This is a genomic window from Paenibacillus ottowii, from assembly GCF_006874425.1.
Lineage (GTDB): Bacteria > Bacillota > Bacilli > Paenibacillales > Paenibacillaceae > Paenibacillus > Paenibacillus ottowii.
Genome location: NZ_VIJZ01000012.1, coordinates 82,088 through 97,064 on the forward strand (window position 1 = coordinate 82,088; position 14,977 = coordinate 97,064).

Annotated in this window: 17 protein-coding genes; 8 read left to right on the forward strand and 9 right to left on the reverse strand. The window is 39.6% G+C overall.

Annotation, left to right across the window (positions count from 1 at the left end; translation table 11 throughout):
- Nucleotides 1-113: 113 nt before the first annotated feature.
- Together FKV70_RS22685 and FKV70_RS22690 are read right to left on the reverse strand one after the other, a co-directional pair.
- Nucleotides 114-755: a PDDEXK family nuclease gene (locus FKV70_RS22685; protein ID WP_142614633.1), complete on the reverse strand. Its 642-nt coding sequence runs from the start codon at nucleotides 753-755 to the stop codon at nucleotides 114-116.
- A 17-nt stretch (nucleotides 756-772) separates the two neighbouring features.
- Nucleotides 773-1,018, reverse strand: a complete 246-nt coding sequence (locus FKV70_RS22690; RefSeq protein ID WP_142614634.1) for a helix-turn-helix domain-containing protein — start codon at nucleotides 1,016-1,018, stop codon at nucleotides 773-775.
- Nucleotides 1,019-1,115: 97 nt separating this feature from the next.
- Here FKV70_RS22690 and FKV70_RS22695 point away from each other — a divergent pair, with 97 nt between their 5' ends.
- Nucleotides 1,116-2,408 (forward strand): DNA-methyltransferase, encoded by a 1,293-nt coding sequence (locus tag FKV70_RS22695; RefSeq protein WP_142614635.1) that lies wholly within the window; start codon nucleotides 1,116-1,118, stop codon nucleotides 2,406-2,408.
- Nucleotides 2,409-3,143: 735 nt separating this feature from the next.
- Here FKV70_RS22695 and FKV70_RS22705 read toward each other — a convergent pair.
- The 3 genes from FKV70_RS22705 to clpP form a co-directional block, all read right to left on the reverse strand.
- A complete protein-coding gene (locus tag FKV70_RS22705; protein WP_142614636.1) occupies nucleotides 3,144-3,809 on the reverse strand; it encodes an MBL fold metallo-hydrolase in 666 nt (221 codons plus the stop codon).
- 112 nt (nucleotides 3,810-3,921) lie between these two features.
- A complete protein-coding gene (locus FKV70_RS22710; RefSeq protein ID WP_142614637.1) occupies nucleotides 3,922-4,128 on the reverse strand; it encodes a hypothetical protein in 207 nt (68 codons plus the stop codon).
- A 70-nt stretch (nucleotides 4,129-4,198) separates the two neighbouring features.
- On the reverse strand, nucleotides 4,199-4,783 hold the full coding sequence (gene clpP / locus FKV70_RS22715; RefSeq protein ID WP_142614638.1) for an ATP-dependent Clp endopeptidase proteolytic subunit ClpP: 585 nt from the start codon (nucleotides 4,781-4,783) through the stop codon (nucleotides 4,199-4,201).
- Between the two features lie 198 nt (nucleotides 4,784-4,981).
- Between clpP and FKV70_RS22720 the strand changes: the two genes are divergently transcribed.
- Both FKV70_RS22720 and FKV70_RS22725 read left to right on the forward strand, forming a co-directional pair.
- A complete protein-coding gene (locus FKV70_RS22720) occupies nucleotides 4,982-5,707 on the forward strand; it encodes an RNA polymerase sigma factor (RefSeq protein WP_142614639.1) in 726 nt (241 codons plus the stop codon).
- Between the two features lie 59 nt (nucleotides 5,708-5,766).
- Complete coding sequence (locus FKV70_RS22725; protein WP_142614640.1) at nucleotides 5,767-6,435, forward strand: alpha/beta hydrolase; 669 nt, start codon at nucleotides 5,767-5,769, stop codon at nucleotides 6,433-6,435.
- A gap of 102 nt (nucleotides 6,436-6,537) precedes the next feature.
- Here the strand turns inward: FKV70_RS22725 and FKV70_RS22730 are convergent, their stop codons facing one another.
- Nucleotides 6,538-7,068, reverse strand: coding sequence for a DUF4303 domain-containing protein (locus FKV70_RS22730; RefSeq protein ID WP_142614641.1), 531 nt, complete (start codon nucleotides 7,066-7,068; stop codon nucleotides 6,538-6,540).
- Nucleotides 7,069-7,605: 537 nt separating this feature from the next.
- Here FKV70_RS22730 and FKV70_RS22735 point away from each other — a divergent pair.
- Nucleotides 7,606-7,875, forward strand: a complete 270-nt coding sequence (locus FKV70_RS22735; protein WP_142614642.1) for a CD3324 family protein — start codon at nucleotides 7,606-7,608, stop codon at nucleotides 7,873-7,875.
- Between the two features lie 283 nt (nucleotides 7,876-8,158).
- Nucleotides 8,159-9,148, forward strand: coding sequence for an alpha/beta hydrolase fold domain-containing protein (locus tag FKV70_RS22740; protein ID WP_142614668.1), 990 nt, complete (start codon nucleotides 8,159-8,161; stop codon nucleotides 9,146-9,148).
- Nucleotides 9,149-9,240: 92 nt separating this feature from the next.
- Here FKV70_RS22740 and FKV70_RS22745 read toward each other — a convergent pair whose 3' ends face one another.
- The gene (locus FKV70_RS22745) at nucleotides 9,241-10,077 is read right to left on the reverse strand and encodes an IS3 family transposase (RefSeq protein ID WP_142614643.1); all 837 of its coding nucleotides are present in this window, start codon (nucleotides 10,075-10,077) and stop codon (nucleotides 9,241-9,243) included.
- Nucleotides 10,065-10,382, reverse strand: coding sequence for a helix-turn-helix domain-containing protein (locus FKV70_RS22750; RefSeq protein WP_244310816.1), 318 nt, complete (start codon nucleotides 10,380-10,382; stop codon nucleotides 10,065-10,067). Before FKV70_RS22750 ends, FKV70_RS22745 begins: the two co-directional genes overlap by 13 nt.
- Before the next feature lie 168 nt (nucleotides 10,383-10,550).
- Here FKV70_RS22750 and FKV70_RS25980 point away from each other — a divergent pair, with 168 nt between their 5' ends.
- Together FKV70_RS25980 and FKV70_RS22755 are read left to right on the forward strand one after the other, a co-directional pair.
- The gene (locus tag FKV70_RS25980; RefSeq protein WP_162305689.1) at nucleotides 10,551-10,712 is read left to right on the forward strand and encodes a hypothetical protein; all 162 of its coding nucleotides are present in this window, start codon (nucleotides 10,551-10,553) and stop codon (nucleotides 10,710-10,712) included.
- Nucleotides 10,713-10,987: 275 nt separating this feature from the next.
- The gene (locus tag FKV70_RS22755) at nucleotides 10,988-11,254 is read left to right on the forward strand and encodes an IS3 family transposase (protein ID WP_142614644.1); all 267 of its coding nucleotides are present in this window, start codon (nucleotides 10,988-10,990) and stop codon (nucleotides 11,252-11,254) included.
- A 672-nt stretch (nucleotides 11,255-11,926) separates the two neighbouring features.
- Here FKV70_RS22755 and FKV70_RS22765 read toward each other — a convergent pair.
- The gene (locus FKV70_RS22765; RefSeq protein ID WP_244310817.1) at nucleotides 11,927-12,121 is read right to left on the reverse strand and encodes a hypothetical protein; all 195 of its coding nucleotides are present in this window, start codon (nucleotides 12,119-12,121) and stop codon (nucleotides 11,927-11,929) included.
- Nucleotides 12,122-12,875: 754 nt separating this feature from the next.
- Here FKV70_RS22765 and FKV70_RS22775 point away from each other — a divergent pair.
- The gene (locus FKV70_RS22775; protein ID WP_142614647.1) at nucleotides 12,876-14,876 is read left to right on the forward strand and encodes a methyl-accepting chemotaxis protein; all 2,001 of its coding nucleotides are present in this window, start codon (nucleotides 12,876-12,878) and stop codon (nucleotides 14,874-14,876) included.
- Nucleotides 14,877-14,977 lie beyond the last annotated feature (101 nt).

A 14,977-nucleotide genomic window follows, 5' to 3' on the forward strand; every position in this document is an offset into this window, starting at 1 on the left:
CAGACAAAGTAATTATCTAATGAGGCCTTTTAAGCGAATTAGTTCTTAGAATGTCTCTATTCTGTATAGAAGAAAAAAGACTTCCAAAAGGAAGCAGATAAATGAAACGTATATTATTTATTTCCGATTTTATCTTTCCATTTCTTGATTGAACGTTTAGACATACCGTCAGAACCCTTAGGTATCAAAGGAACATTCGGGTCATAAGCCTCTGCATTAAACCCAATAAAGATAAATGGGTGCCCCTCAGTAAGTTCAAAATACGGTTCTAATTCTTCGAAATTAGTTACACGATCTGTGAGGTAATAGGCCAATTGTTTAATAGGCATAAGGATAACAGCCAAATCAATTTCCCCGCGTTTTAATCCTAATAGAAGTTTGTTCATGGAACGGTGAGCTGAACTAATATTTCCAGTTTCAAATTCCATACCTACACGTTTAAGATCATTATTTTTAATGAACTCTTTATAAACGTCAATCGGTCCACCTTTTTTCTTTTCCAGTTTCAGTACATCAAGTGGTTTTTCCCTATACCAATTATATGTTTCTTCAAGTAAGGTGTAACATAGTTCTTTAATTGGCACTACTCCATTACAGTTCTTTTCAATGTTGTTAATCGTGAAAATTTTCGATTTCATTGGCCAAACAGGTGAACAAATAGAAGTTTTTACTTCGTTATATGCTTGTAGAATTATACTGTCTGTTAATAGTAATTCTTTTGCTTCATCAGTTATAAACTCTTTTTCGATTTTCATTCTAATTTCTCCCCCACTTATTTCTTTTGTTCAATGTTGTCGATTGTAGTAAAATCAAGTAAGTCCTTTGGTTGAACATCAAGCGCTTTAGCAATCTTATCTATATTGTCTAATGAAACATTTCTTGTTCCTCGTTCAATATCAGATATGTAGGTTCTGTGTAGGTCACATTCAAAGGCTAATTTTTCTTGTGATACATTGCTTTTTGACAATCGTATTTGACGAACTTTTTGACCGAATAACGATCTGATATTGTTAGCCATAGTGCCTCCTAATAGCAATTGACGTTTGTCTAAAGGGAATGATAAAATCATGTAGACTATAGGTCTACAGACTATGAGTTACATGAGGTGTATAAAATTGCGTTTCTTCTCTTTTTTTGACATTTTAAAAAATAAAGCTGATCAGTTAGGGCATACGGAAATGGAAATGTATGCTTCATTGAAAAAATATAAGTTGACTAAAAAAGATCTACTTGCTTATAAAGAAAGTGGAATTATCCCCACTGATGAAAAGGTATTGAACGGAATTCTTAACTACCTTGATATATCTAAAGTGGAATTAGAATTGAAATTGGGGAGAATACCTTCTGGTTTTGAGGACATATTCCTAAATAACACTAAAGAAATAGCCAAAATTCTTGAGGAAAAGAATAGCGTTAGGCAAAAAGAACAGAACTTTACTCCAACAATTAAGCCTTATTATTCATCCAATCTTGGAAAGCTATACAATGGGGATTGTTTAGAACTATTTAAATTAGTTCCTGGTGAAAGTGTGGACACTGTATTTGCTGATCCACCTTTCAATCTAGATAAAGAGTATGACGAGGGTGTAACAGATAAAAATTCCTTTAGTGGATATTTAGATTGGTACTATAAATGGATTGACGAATGTATAAGAGTTTTAAAGCCCGGAGGTTCATTATTCATTTATAATATTCCTAAATGGAACACTTACCTTTCTGAGTACCTTAGCAGAAAACTAAATTTTAGAAACTGGATAACAGTTGATATGAAGTTTGGACTTCCAATTCAGAATAGACTATATCCAGCGAATTACAGTCTTTTATATTATGTAAAAGGTGAAAAACCTAACTCATTTAATGTTCAAAGAATACCGTTACAAACTTGTCCTCATTGTGGGAGGGAAATAAAAGATTACGGTGGTTACAAAAATAAAATGAATCCTAATGGTGTAACTCTTTCTGATGTTTGGTCAGATATTTACCCTGTTAGACATAGCAGTTCTAAAAGCAGGAAGTTTAATGAACTATCTGTTAAATTGCTTGATCGTGTAATTAGCATGAGTACAAATGAAGGTGATGTTGTTTTGGACCCATTTGGGGGAAGCGGTACAACTTTTGCGGTTAGTGAATTGTTAGGTCGCAAATGGATAGGCTTTGAATTGGGGAATTGTCAGATTATCAAAGAGAGGCTTGAAAATAAAGAAAAAGATAGAAAGCTGTTTGATAAAGTCTATGAAGAAAAAAACAAGCTGTTCCCTGATAAGGTAAAAGAATTACGTAAGAAAAATAGTTTATGGATTGATGATGATTTTAAACAAGATAATGAAGAAGAACCTGAAAATGTCGAGAAAAAAAATAAAAAAAGTGATAGCATAAATTATGATCAGATTTCATTAAGTCTAAAATGAGAGGATTCTTAATGGGTGAATTTAACTAGAATTTAACTATGGTGATAACCTAAATTATCTAAAAATAGAAAAAATACAAATATTACTTGACGAGAAAATAAATCTACTGTATAGATAATTTTCCTCAAGCGAAACACAGAGGAAACAAGGCTGTCCATTGTGCAGAGATCATTCTGCATAGGGAACACCCTCTTTTTGCTTACTTATTACTTTTATGGTAATTATTTGGATAAGTACGATTTGCAAAAAAATAGTTAAACAGTATACTTCTGATTCTAAAGTTGAAATTGAGCATCGTTTTGATTCCATGGAATATGGCAAGGTGGCCAATGCCATATAACTTGTAACCAATAATATGATTAAAAATAAGTTCGAAATTTCAACATTGTGAACCGTTCATGAAGTATCAGCTGATTTACGTAAAAAATTTGAACAAGTTTTGTTTCGGACTTGTTTAGATTGTTTAAAGCAACAGAATTCCTCAACTTCGATCGTATTGGAGTATTTATCTGAACTATATGCTGCTAACATGATTCTTTTTTAGATCAAATGCAAGAATAAATTGTTAAATAAGTTAAAGTTTGATCTATAAAGAATGAGATCTATTTTGTGAAATGTAAAATAACACTTTGTTAAAGTTCAATCAAGAATTAACAAAGTGTTATTTTAAATAATCCTTTTCGTTTACAATATTGATTCACCAAAAGATAGCTGGTTGGAACATTAATTTCAACTTTATAATCCTTGGCTAAGTCTTAATATCTGGTCATTCACATTTACGTTACTTAATCCCCCGTGATAACAAACTACCGATGCAATGTCGAGATCCAGATACTTTTTCAATGAGAGACGAGCAGCATTCATATCCGGTGTGGTCGGGACATGAATTCCTGCGAGAATCCCGTTTTCACTGTACATCGAGTCACCAGCAATGAGAATCTTACTTTGCTCTAAATAAAGGCTGATATGACCAGGGGTATGTCCAGGCGTATGGACGACTCGAATCCTGCCGCAAAACGGCAGCTCCTGACCATCTGTTAAGGTATCATCTACTTTGCCCTTCGGAGGTTTCTCAAGCTGGCTATCTTTTAAAAGAGGGACCTCTCCCTGAATATACGGCTTATCCAGTTCGTGCGCATATACTTTAACAATGTTGCCACACTCCTGCAAAATCTCGGGAAGACTACCTATATGATCCACATCCTGATGCGTCAAAATCACAGCTTTTAGTTTGTCGAACGATACCCCTACCTTTTTCATAGCTCCCCGTAAATCTTCAATTTGTCCGGGAAATCCTGTATCTATTAACACAGTCATTTCTCGATCCCATAAAAGAATAGGGTGAATCTTATTCCCATGAAAATCTAGCTGAAGCATTTCTACTCCCTTTGAGATTTCCATAATATCATGCCTCCATAAATAATTTACACCCATGCGGCTCGTTGATTCCACAAGTCATGAAAGGATCACTTTACTTGTCGGATCGGCGAGTGCCAGTAATGTTAAAATAGAATTATGGGGCAAATCCAACTCTGTGGGGCTGTCTTTCTTTAGTGTCTATGGATACGGTGCGAATGGACGTGATTGGAATGACAAGCATCTGATATTGCGTAAGGTATTTAACGAACTTGTCGTCAATCTGATCCAATACCCCGTCGCATGCACATGTTCCGTCAATGAAATGAATAGTAACTTCTTTGCCTTGCAAGCTTGCTAACATGAAATCACCTCGTATTTTTTCTTGTACTTTCTTAGCCGGATTAGGGAAATCACCAAGTCCTCTGCATACTCTACAAAGAAGTTATCACTTGATCTATGATGCCATAATCTAATGCCTCCTGAGCGGACATGTAAAAATCCCGGTCCATATCTTTTTCGACCCTTTCCAAAGGTTGGCCGGTCCGTTCAGCTGTGATGCAGTTTGCCTTTTCACGAGTTAATAAAATTCGTTTGGCGCTGATCGCAATATCGCTGGCCTGCCCTTGTGCGCCGCCATGCGGTTGATGGATCATAATTTCACTGTTCGGCAGTGCCGAACGTTTCCCTTTAGTGCCAGCCAACAAAAGAATTGCGCCAAACGAAGCAGCAAATCCCGTACATATCGTATGCACATCAGGTTTGATGTACTGCATCGTATCATAAATGGCAAATCCTGCGGAGGTAGAGCCGCCTGGACTGTTGATATACATATAAATTTCTTTTTTCGGATCTTCTGCCGCCAGAAATAATAACTGAGCAATAATATTGTTAGCTAATTGATCGTCGATGGCTGCTCCTACAAACACAATACGATCCTTTAACAGTCTGGAATAGATATCGTACGATCTTTCACCTTGAGCAGTTTGCTCAACAACATAAGGAACATAAACACTCATTTGTGATACCCCCATTTTCTTGGTTCAGTTGATTTCTTCTTGTAAACGAACCGAGACCGTAAAAAGATACGGAGTTTTAATGGGGAAACGATTTGCGTATATGGTGTAACTTCTCCAACCGCTTGTTCGTTTACAATGAAGGTAGCAAATGGATTTGCTTTTGCAAAGGGCAGAATATGACCGTGGAGGAGAAGGCCTATGAACATAAATGATTCTATTCAAATGACTGACAATACAGTGAGCATCCACAACTTTGAGGAATTACAGGCGGTCCTGAAGCGCTACTGTCTGTCACTTACGAAATCAAATTGGGATGCGGAAGAACTGGCTCAGGACACTTGGGTAAAAGCATTAGGAAAGTTAAATAAATTCGAGCATACCAATCCCAAAGCGCTTTTGCTGCGGATTGCTAAAAATACCTGGATTGATGATATGCGAAGAAAAGCAGTCTTCACTCGGATATTGAACAAGGAAGAAGTGAAAGTAACTGCGCCGGATCATGGATATTTTGAAATTGAAATCGCGTTACAGTCTTTAATAAAACATCTATCTCCACTTCAGAGGACTGTTTTTTTGCTGCGAGATGTGTTTGGATATTCGATTAATGAGACATCTGACATACTGGGCACAACAGAGGGAGCGGTAAAAGTTGCACTTCATCGGGCACGAAAATCGCTAGGAGCCGTTCAGGAGGAATTTCTAAAAGGAGACTTATCCTTACCGGAAAGTGAAAAATCGAAAACTTTTCTAAGAGCGTTGACGGCTGCATATCAGATGGGAGATATTGCAACATTAGTTATGCTCTCTTATCAGGATGTGGTAGAGCCAGACGTGATGATTGGTATCGTCAATAATAAGCTGCTCTGGAGTCATACTCCTGTAAAACAAACGGATTCCCACACCGTAAATATGGTGGCGGCGTAGTTTGTTTTTTTGACCCGGAAGATAACTTACAATAGGCTGTTTTAAGCGAGGGTAAAGTAATGATAAAGCAAAAAGTGAAAATAGAAGGTATTCCGGCAATTTTGTGGGGCAGTGAATCGGATAAGATATTTATAGTTATCCACGGTAATATGTCACACAAGGCGGATGATGTGACCGTTATATTTGCAGAAGAAGCAACAGCACAGGGGTATCAAGTCATCAGTTTTGATTTGCCTGAACATGGTGAGCGCAAAGAAGAAGCGTATGTCTGTAAAGTTCAAAATTGTGTTTATGACGACATTAGTATTTTCGCTTGCAGCATGGGTGCCTACTTTAGTTTGCTTGCTTATAATCATTTCCCACTTAGACAATGCCTGTTTCTTTCTCCAGTGCTAGATATGGAGAGAATAATCAAAAATATGATGACATGGTTTGGTGTAACTGAGGATAGATTAAAAGTTGAAAAAGAGATATCTACCCCCATTGGGCGAACACTTTATTGGGATTACTACTGCTATGTCAAATCACATCCAATTGATATTTGGAATAAGCCAACTGCCATTCTTTATGGTTCTGCAGATGACTTGTGCGAATATGATGTCATATCTACGTTTGCAAGTCGATTTCATTGCCAGCTAAAAGTGATGGAACATGGACAGCATTATTTTCACACCACGGAGCAATTGCAGTTTTATAGGCAGTGCTTGAAAGAACATGTAACCGCATAATAAGCATAATGGGAAGTAAGGAGTTGATCTCCCTGCTTCCCATTTTAACTGGTGAAAAAACAGTGGAGGAGATGCCTGTTCGTGAGTTGCTTCAACCGACTTCTATTGATAACGACGCAGGAAGCCATCAACTAATTTGGCATTGGTCATCTGAATTACGGACTGATTTTCCAATTCCTCGGCCATATCATCATCCGTCATGGACACGAAAAAGGTGATATCTTCCTTGGATTGACCGAATTGAGTAAAAAGTACATCGTCGGTTCCTATAACTACTTTGGCCATTATTTTTATCATTTCATCTTTATAGTCCAACACATTGTCAGTTGCATACAGAAATTTGCTAATATGATTAAGGTGTGTTGTATCGCCATATTGATATTCGCTTAATCCCCATCTGTAATAAATTTCATCTTCCTTGCTGTTGCACAGGTCTTGGGCTTTCATGTTTGTAATATGTCTAACCAGTGATTCCTCTGTATTAACAGCTAGAAACAAAGTGACAAAATCGCTGTCTGTGCCAAACGCGCATGCGTAAACCTTCTCATCCTTCACTTCTTCCAGTATGCTTTTAAGATCATCCAGAAATCCTGTTCTAAATCTTTCCTCAAATTCATTCAGAAAATTGCTCATCTGATTCATATACTCCTTTGTGAGTTTTATGTTTAATTATATTTTACATCATTAGCTCGGCTCGGTTTTAGAAATTCTTACAATAGGTTTGAAAAGGTTGCTATTTATAGTGTTATATTGTTTACTGAGGTGTTTGTTATGGATGGTAAAAAATTTGTTCTTTTGCTTTTACTTTTTTGCTTGTTGGGCATTGTAGGGCTAGTTGCTTTAATTTTCGGTTTTATGTGGTTAGCATTCTTGGATAGTGTATAAAATCAGCTACCTATCAGCCCAAATGCTAATCGCTTACTATTGGTCGATATTATTTGCTGGTCCCAGGTGAATAGAAGTTATGCTATACTTGCGAGGTAAAAGGGGGTGCCTACTGATGGAGAATCTGTTAGGATTGTCTGTGACTTCTTACACTCATGCAAAGCCAGTTATTGGAAAAGCGTTACTTTGTGTGGGGCGAAATATTTTTTAACGCTGAACAAGCTTTTTTTTATCTTACTGGCTTTGCACCTTATTTTAAACAATCAGAATAAGGGGCGAGTATAATTGAGATATACGAATGCTACAAAAGTTTTACCCCAAAAACTAATAGCGGAAATCCAAAAATATGTTCAGGGAGAGACTCTGTACATCCCAAAGCCAAAAACTGAATATATGGATTGGGGCAGTTTGAGTGGGGGGAGAAGGCTACTCGAACAGCGAAATGCCGCAATCAGAAGTGCTTTTCAAAATAGCAGTAGTATCGAGCAATTAGCCAAGGAGTTTTTCCTCTCTACCGAAACCATTAAGAAAATTGTTTATTCACATAAAAAGTAGGATGGCGTGCTAGGACGTGACCGGATGATGGCGATGTAACCAATCCGGTCACGTCTTTTTGTTTGATAAAAGATTTGATTCCACCGTCAATTTTCTCATGAACGTTTTTATGCCAAAAATGATTCTAAATCGTTGTTTTCATTTATAAAGTTTATTTTAATCTTTAAAATATGAATATAAACGATAGCAACAATGAATTTGGATGGGGACCATTTCTGAATAATGAAAGAATATATGTATGGATAAATGGTCTTTGAAACAAGAAAGTGAGGAAACGATTACTATGGGGGAACAAAAAAGTAGAAGCAGACATCTGATTGATCCCGAAATTATCAGTGCAGTAGATTTAATACCAATAACTGATCTTACCGAATCTACACTAATGGAATCACGTAAAAGTCAATCTCAAATGATGCAGCAAATAGATGTAACACAGATGTTCCCAGTTACATTAGAAAAAAGGGTTGTGCCCAGTTATTTTAGTGGTCCAGATATTCAAATCGATATCATTAAGCCCAAACAATCACAGCATCATAAGATGCCCCTATATTACTCGATACACGGAGGCGGAATGGTCTTAGGAAGTCCAGTCGTGGATCGTCCTGCGAATGCAGCTCTTGCTGTACAGCATGGTTTCTGTTGTGTATCTGTTTATTATCGCCTAGCCCCAGAGCATGTACAGCCGAGTCAGTTACAGGATTGTTATTCAGGTCTAAAATGGTGCATTGAACATGCGGAAGAGTTAGGGATAGATATTCAAAAGGTTGCTGTAGGAGGCAGCAGTGCTGGTGGCGGTTTGGCGGCTGGCTTAGCCTTGTATATTCGTGATCAGAAAGAATTCGAAATCCATCATCTAAGATTAATGAGGCCCATGCTAGATGATCGCACAAGTATCGCACCAGAGCATCCATACGCAGGAGAGTTTATATGGACAAAACAAAGTAATTATTTTGGCTGGAAGTCTGTATTAGGGAATGAACCAGGTCAGGAGGAGGTAAGTGAGTATTATGTGCCGGCCCGTGCTAAATCATTGGTCGGGTTACCACCGACTTATATAAATATAGGCACCGTTGATTTATTCATTGATGAAGCCTTGCTTTTTGCAAAACAACTAGTCTTTGATGGTGTCTTAGTGGAATTACATGTGTATCCCGGATACCATCATATGTCTCCCGCGTTTCCGGATGCGCATTTTTCAAAAGAAGGGGCCAGAACAAGTGAATACGCCTTACTGAAAGCTCTGAAGATAGTAGATACAGTTTCTAATGAGTAACATGCTAAAAGCTAATAAGCTACGATTGTAGTAAATAAAGAGCGCTGTTGGAGAATAGTCAAGACCCCATTTTGTAGACATTGAAAAAGACCCTAGGCGGCAAACTGGCGTCGGTACTCTACCGGTGTCAGTTTTTTTAGTTTTCGTTGTGGCCGTTTTCGGTTATAAAAACGAATATATTTCTCGATTTTGCTTTGTGCTTCGGTAACTGTTCGGATATGATAAGGGTAGAGCCCTTCCGTTTTGAGATGCGAGAAGAAACTCTCCATCGAGGCATTGTCATAACAATTTCCTCGACGAGACATGCTGATTTGGGCGCCAACCATGGGTAGCATGTCCTGGTAAGCGTGAGACGTGTACTGGAATCCCTGATCGCTGTGAACGATCAGTCCGGTCACGTCTTTCTGCTTAGCAAACGCTTTGCTGAATGTGCGGAGCACGAGTTCATTGTCGTTGCGTTCGCCGATTTCGTAAGCCACGATCTCGTTATTAAACAGATCCTTAATTGCCGATAGATATACCCAGCGCTCTCCAACACGATACTGGGTAATGTCAGTTACCCATTTCTGATTAGGCTTTTCCGCAGTGAAATTCCGTTTCAGGCGGTTCTCTGCTACACGCTGAGCAGGGGCATACGAGCTTATGAAGCCTCGTTTGCGACGAATTCGGGATTGAATACCGAGCGTTTGCATTAGACGAAGCACCTTCTTGTGGTTCATCCAAATCCCATGATCTTGCCAAAGGAACAACTGAAGCTGCCGATAGCCATATTTCCCTTCATATCGCTGATAAATTTGAAGCACCTGTTTCTTCGCCTTTGCATCGCGATCTTTTCGTTTACGTTTTAAATAGGCGTAATACCCACTTCGGGACACACCAAACACGTGAGAGAGTTTCTGAATATCTCCGTATGTGGCTACCTTTTCCATGATCTGATATCTCTCTTGTTTGCTTCCTCCTTCCAGGCTACTAAGCACTTTTTTAGCAACTCATTCTCCCGTTTCAGGTTTTGCACATACCGACCCTGACTCACATATTGCTTCCGACGTCCCCGTCCATCTAATAGTCCATACTCTCCCTGCTCTCTATATTTCCTCATCCACTTTTTCACACGATCTGCATCCTGAATCTCCAAGTGCTCCGTGATTCGGCGATATGTCCATTTCTCTTCGACGTGAAGGCGAATCGCCTCTTTTTTCAGCCTAATTGAATAGGTCTTAAACTTTTGTCCCATAAAAATACACCCCCTAGAATTTCATCGGCTAAACCCGGGGGTTTTTCCAATGTCTATTCTAAGGGGTGCACTTCAAATACCCATCAGTGCTTTCTATTCAGTCCCCAAATGAACTTGGACAGTACACCCCTTATTCCGATAGAATGAAATCAATCGGAGGGGACGACAATGGAAAGAAAACGGTATGATCTGAATTTCAAGAAGATGGTAGTAAGCAAAGGGTCAGCTGGTGATCAACAAGAAGAAAGTCTACCGGCTGTGCAAGCAGATACGTGTCTTGCGTCCGCAGCGGAAGCTCAGGGTCAAGCATCCGAAGAGACTCGCGAATAATCGAACCATCACCGGCTCCAATCAACTATGGGAAACGGATATTAAATATGGCTGGATTGCAGGTGAGCAGCGCTTCTTCTTTCTCCTGAGCATCATCGACGTGTTTGATCGATCTATCGTCACCTACCACTTGGGCCTGTCCTGCTAAGCCAAGGATCTGGTTCAAATTACGCAGGAGACGCTGATAAAGCGCCAGCTATTTGACAGGGCGAAGAGACCCGTCATCCGATCAGACAATGGACCACAGTTTATCAGCCATCGATTTACGGAGGCCTGTGAGTAGTTTGAACTCATCCATGAACGTATTCCGCCCAAGACACCCAATAAGAATGCGCATATCGAGTCGTTCCACGCCATCTTGGAATCGGAGTTATCAGCGGCACGAATTTGAAAGCTATCCCCATGCGTATGAAGTTGTTACTGGCTTTATCCACAACTATAATCATGATCGGCTACATGGCAGCATCTATGATATGTCGCCTTACGAGTATATGACTGCAATTAAGCAGGGTACGGTGGAAGCGAAGCTAATCAAGGTGTAGCGGGTAGCACCAGCATAAATGGAGAAAATGCGAGCATTTCTATGATTTTGAAGTGATGCGCTATATAACGATTTTAGTATGGAACTTTCTGACAGTTTATTTCTCTGCGCATTTATTCCGCTTACTTCGACATGTGATTAATTATATATTAATAAACGTAAGATGTTGTACCACCAGTATTTAATGGTACTGGTCAAGCCTTAATGGAGATGTAACGACACAAGGTAAAGTCTCTTGGACAACTAAAGGAATAAAGGCGGCACTTAAGTCACAGGCAAGCAAAATTGATAATGTTGTTCTCGCTAGAGCAATCGGAGCTATATTCCTTTAATAACTGTGATTAAAAATGACGAGTGACGGAGGAAAAGTGAAAAGAAAGTGGTATTTAAGGCCGATGGTTATAATTTTAATGATCATCATAACCCCACCGATAGGCTACTTGAATGTTTTTTTCAATAGGAGAAATTTTGAACCATCTGAACGCTTAGGCTATTTGGCAATAGCCACAGTATTCGCTGCCCTATGGTTAACAAAATTTTTACCGAATCCATGGCGAATTCCCGCTATAATAGTTGTCGCATTTATCGGCATGTTCATATTTGGAAAAAGTGGGTAAGCGAGTAAGAGAAATCACTGCAAATCTAAATTGGTCAGGAGAGATTTTTAATGTTATCACTTCATGGAACCTTTTCGGCGGTATTCTCTATATATTTCCGTTAGTCCCAAGACTTCTTCTATCTTGAGGTTATTACGAAGGTGATTCAGAGTTTCGGCGATGTACAACGCTACCACTAATTGCTTTTGTTCTTCGGTTTGTGGTCTTTCCTCTTGTAATTTATCCTGTACATTCCTACGATGTATTTCCATAAATTTTTCTAACTCCATGATATCTTACACCCCTTATTTAACAATTTACTGATCAGCTTAAACTCATCAAGCATTGTCCGATTGTACACCTTATTGTAAACCGCCTTACTTGGGGTACGCTACCTGGGACTAAGGGATGATCTACCAGCTAAACAATCCGATCTGGAAGTTCAAGTTGGATTTAAGCCGAATAGGGTTGTTATTTTGAAGGATAAAGGACAGCCAGAGATTGCAGAGAAAGCTCCTTATATCCATGATTGCGACCTTGTCGATGGTAAACCAGCCGTATATATGTGAGCATTTTGCCTGTCAGGCACCTATCACTTGTATCGGCGATCTTAGGAGTTTGCTGAATAGAATGGAATAAAGCAAATTTAATCCCCTGGGTGGGCAACATATGGTGATTTTCGATAAATGACCCTATGTGTGCCGACTTCAAGGGGATTATTTTATGTAAAGAGGTAGGTATAGTGTATTGAAACTAACATTTTCTTAATATCTACATTGCATTTTTCTTAATAATTTTTAGGTATATTATATCAAAGAACCGGTTCCGTTCAGCCTTTCGGTATTCAAAAATAAGTACATATACCTATTCAGCTAGCGTGTTTATATCTTTTTATATCGAAGCATTTAAGCAAGGAATTGTGAAATAACGAGAAATAAAAACTGTCGGGAGACTGTCATCCTCGGTAAGACGAAGCGGTTCACCGTAGGTTACGAAATTCAGGCGATGAAATGGAGATGTTTAGTAATGAAAAAGTTTTCGGGTAAAAAATGGAAGGTGGCGAGGGTAATCAATGAAAATTTTAAAGCAAAACTAATGGTGGCCTTTGTTGCATTTTTGATCATACCATCTATGATCGTGGGGGCTTTGTCGTTTGAGAGTGCTAGTCAGCAGATTCGAAACCAGATCGAAGAAAGTGCTGAGCAGGCTATCATCCGTACTAATTTTATTATTGATAGTACCATTGAACCCAAGCTGCATGATGCAGAATATTTTGCAGAAAAACTAAAAGGTAATCGGGTAGAGACGGAGGAACAAGCGTCTAAACTGGAAGAGTTGTTTAAGCAATATGCTGCACTTCACCCAGAAGCAGAATCCATCTATTATGGTACGAAAGACGCTAAAATTACAACCTATCCACCAAAGCAATTACCAGATAATTATGATCCACGTATCAGACCTTGGTATGATGAAGCGATAAAGGGAAATACCAAGACAGTGATTAGTTCACCTTATCTTTCGGCAGACTCAAAGCAAATGACGGTTACAGTGTCCAAAGCTACACCAGATGGATCAGGTGTTATTGGCATTGACCTGAAAATCAGTGGTATTAAAGATACATTGAATAATATTAAAGTAGGCCATGAGGGTTATGCCATATTGCTAGATAGCAACCATACTTACATTGTTCATCCGACGAAGGCAGTAGGCACCAAAATTACAGATATTGAATCACGCATGTTTCAGAGCGACACTGGTGAATACGAATATGAGTATGAAGGTCAGCTCAAGTATATGAACTATGCGACCAATAAGCTGACAGGCTGGAAGGTAGGCGGAACGCTTTATTTATCCGAAGTGGATGAAGCAGCATGGCCGATTTTGGTCAGCACTTTGCTTACCATTGTTGGTTGTCTTGTGGTTGGTGTTATCATTGTTTATATCTTGATCCGTTCCATCATCAAACCGATTTTAAAGCTTAAAGAACAGGCGGAAAATGTGAGTGCCGGGGATCTGACACAGGACATTCAAGTCATGAGCAAGGACGAGATTGGAGAATTAGGAGCAGCTTTTCAGAAAATGCAGAACAACTTGCGATCGGTTATTCAGAACGTAGGGAACAGTGCAGATCACGTTGCTCTCTCTTCGAATGAGCTGACGATAAGCGCGGAACAAACCAGCGCTGCAAGTGAGCAGGTGTCTCAGGCTGTGCAAGAAATTGCTAGCGGAGCGGAGAAGCAGACGACAGGACTTGAAAATAATTCAATGGCACTGGATGAAATAGCACAAGGAGTCACGCGAATCGCTGAACGCTCGACTTCAGTAGCGGATCTGGCCAGACGATCTGCCTTGCAAGCAGAGGAAGGACGAAAATCTGTGGAGCAGACAGGCGAGCAGATGGATTCCATTCACCAGTCAGTAGAGCGTTCCAACGGAATGATTCAAACCTTGCAAGCCCGCTCTCATGAAATTGGAGAAATAACGAAGGTCATTAGCGATATCTCCAATCAGACGAATCTGCTGGCCTTGAATGCAGCTATTGAGGCAGCCAGAGCAGGTGATCATGGTAAAGGTTTTGCGGTCGTTGCGGATGAGGTGCGCAAGCTGGCAGAACAGTCTCAGACATCTGCCACCCAGATTGCCAACTTGATTGGCGAAATTCAGCTTGAAACCGAAACGACGGTGGAGACGATGGACAGGGTTACGACTGAGGTGAAGGACGGACTGCAGATTTCCAAAGCGACTATTGTGAAGCTGAACCATGCGATGGAAGGCATTCGGGAGACCACGCCTCAGATCGAAGAGGTTGCCTCGATTGCCCAGCAAATATCCGCCAGTGTACAAGAGATTGCAGCGACAGCCAATGAGCTGGCGACGATTGCAACCGGTAATGCCGCCACATCTGAAGAAGTGGCCGCCTCTTCACAAGAGCAACTGGCTTCCATGGAGGAAATCTCGGCTGCTGCTCAGTTGCTTTCCAATATGGCTGCTGATTTGAAGGTAATGGTCAGTCGCTTCAAATATTAAAAACGAGCTTGAACCCTATCGAATCTATAGTACAATGAATGCTCGGGACAGTTCTTTAAGCCTTATGGCATAAGGAAACTGTCCTGAGTTTTTTTTATATT

Bases quoted from the DNA above. Each gene is read 5' to 3' on its own strand.
- FKV70_RS22685 (WP_142614633.1), bottom strand. From the start codon at position 755: ATGAAAATCGAAAAAGAGTTTATAACTGATGAAGCAAAAGAATTACTA.
- FKV70_RS22690 (WP_142614634.1), bottom strand. From the start codon at position 1,018: ATGGCTAACAATATCAGATCGTTATTCGGTCAAAAAGTTCGTCAAATA.
- FKV70_RS22705 (WP_142614636.1), bottom strand. From the start codon at position 3,809: ATGGAAATCTCAAAGGGAGTAGAAATGCTTCAGCTAGATTTTCATGGG.
- FKV70_RS22710 (WP_142614637.1), bottom strand. From the start codon at position 4,128: ATGTTAGCAAGCTTGCAAGGCAAAGAAGTTACTATTCATTTCATTGAC.
- clpP (WP_142614638.1), bottom strand. From the start codon at position 4,783: ATGAGTGTTTATGTTCCTTATGTTGTTGAGCAAACTGCTCAAGGTGAA.
- FKV70_RS22720 (WP_142614639.1), top strand. From the start codon at position 4,982: ATGAACATAAATGATTCTATTCAAATGACTGACAATACAGTGAGCATC.
- FKV70_RS22725 (WP_142614640.1), top strand. From the start codon at position 5,767: ATGATAAAGCAAAAAGTGAAAATAGAAGGTATTCCGGCAATTTTGTGG.
- FKV70_RS22730 (WP_142614641.1), bottom strand. From the start codon at position 7,068: ATGAGCAATTTTCTGAATGAATTTGAGGAAAGATTTAGAACAGGATTT.
- FKV70_RS22740 (WP_142614668.1), top strand. From the start codon at position 8,159: ATGGGGGAACAAAAAAGTAGAAGCAGACATCTGATTGATCCCGAAATT.
- FKV70_RS22745 (WP_142614643.1), bottom strand. From the start codon at position 10,077: ATGGAAAAGGTAGCCACATACGGAGATATTCAGAAACTCTCTCACGTG.
- FKV70_RS22750 (WP_244310816.1), bottom strand. From the start codon at position 10,382: ATGGGACAAAAGTTTAAGACCTATTCAATTAGGCTGAAAAAAGAGGCG.
- FKV70_RS25980 (WP_162305689.1), top strand. From the start codon at position 10,551: ATGGAAAGAAAACGGTATGATCTGAATTTCAAGAAGATGGTAGTAAGC.
- FKV70_RS22765 (WP_244310817.1), bottom strand. From the start codon at position 12,121: ATGGAAATACATCGTAGGAATGTACAGGATAAATTACAAGAGGAAAGA.
- FKV70_RS22775 (WP_142614647.1), top strand. From the start codon at position 12,876: ATGAAAAAGTTTTCGGGTAAAAAATGGAAGGTGGCGAGGGTAATCAAT.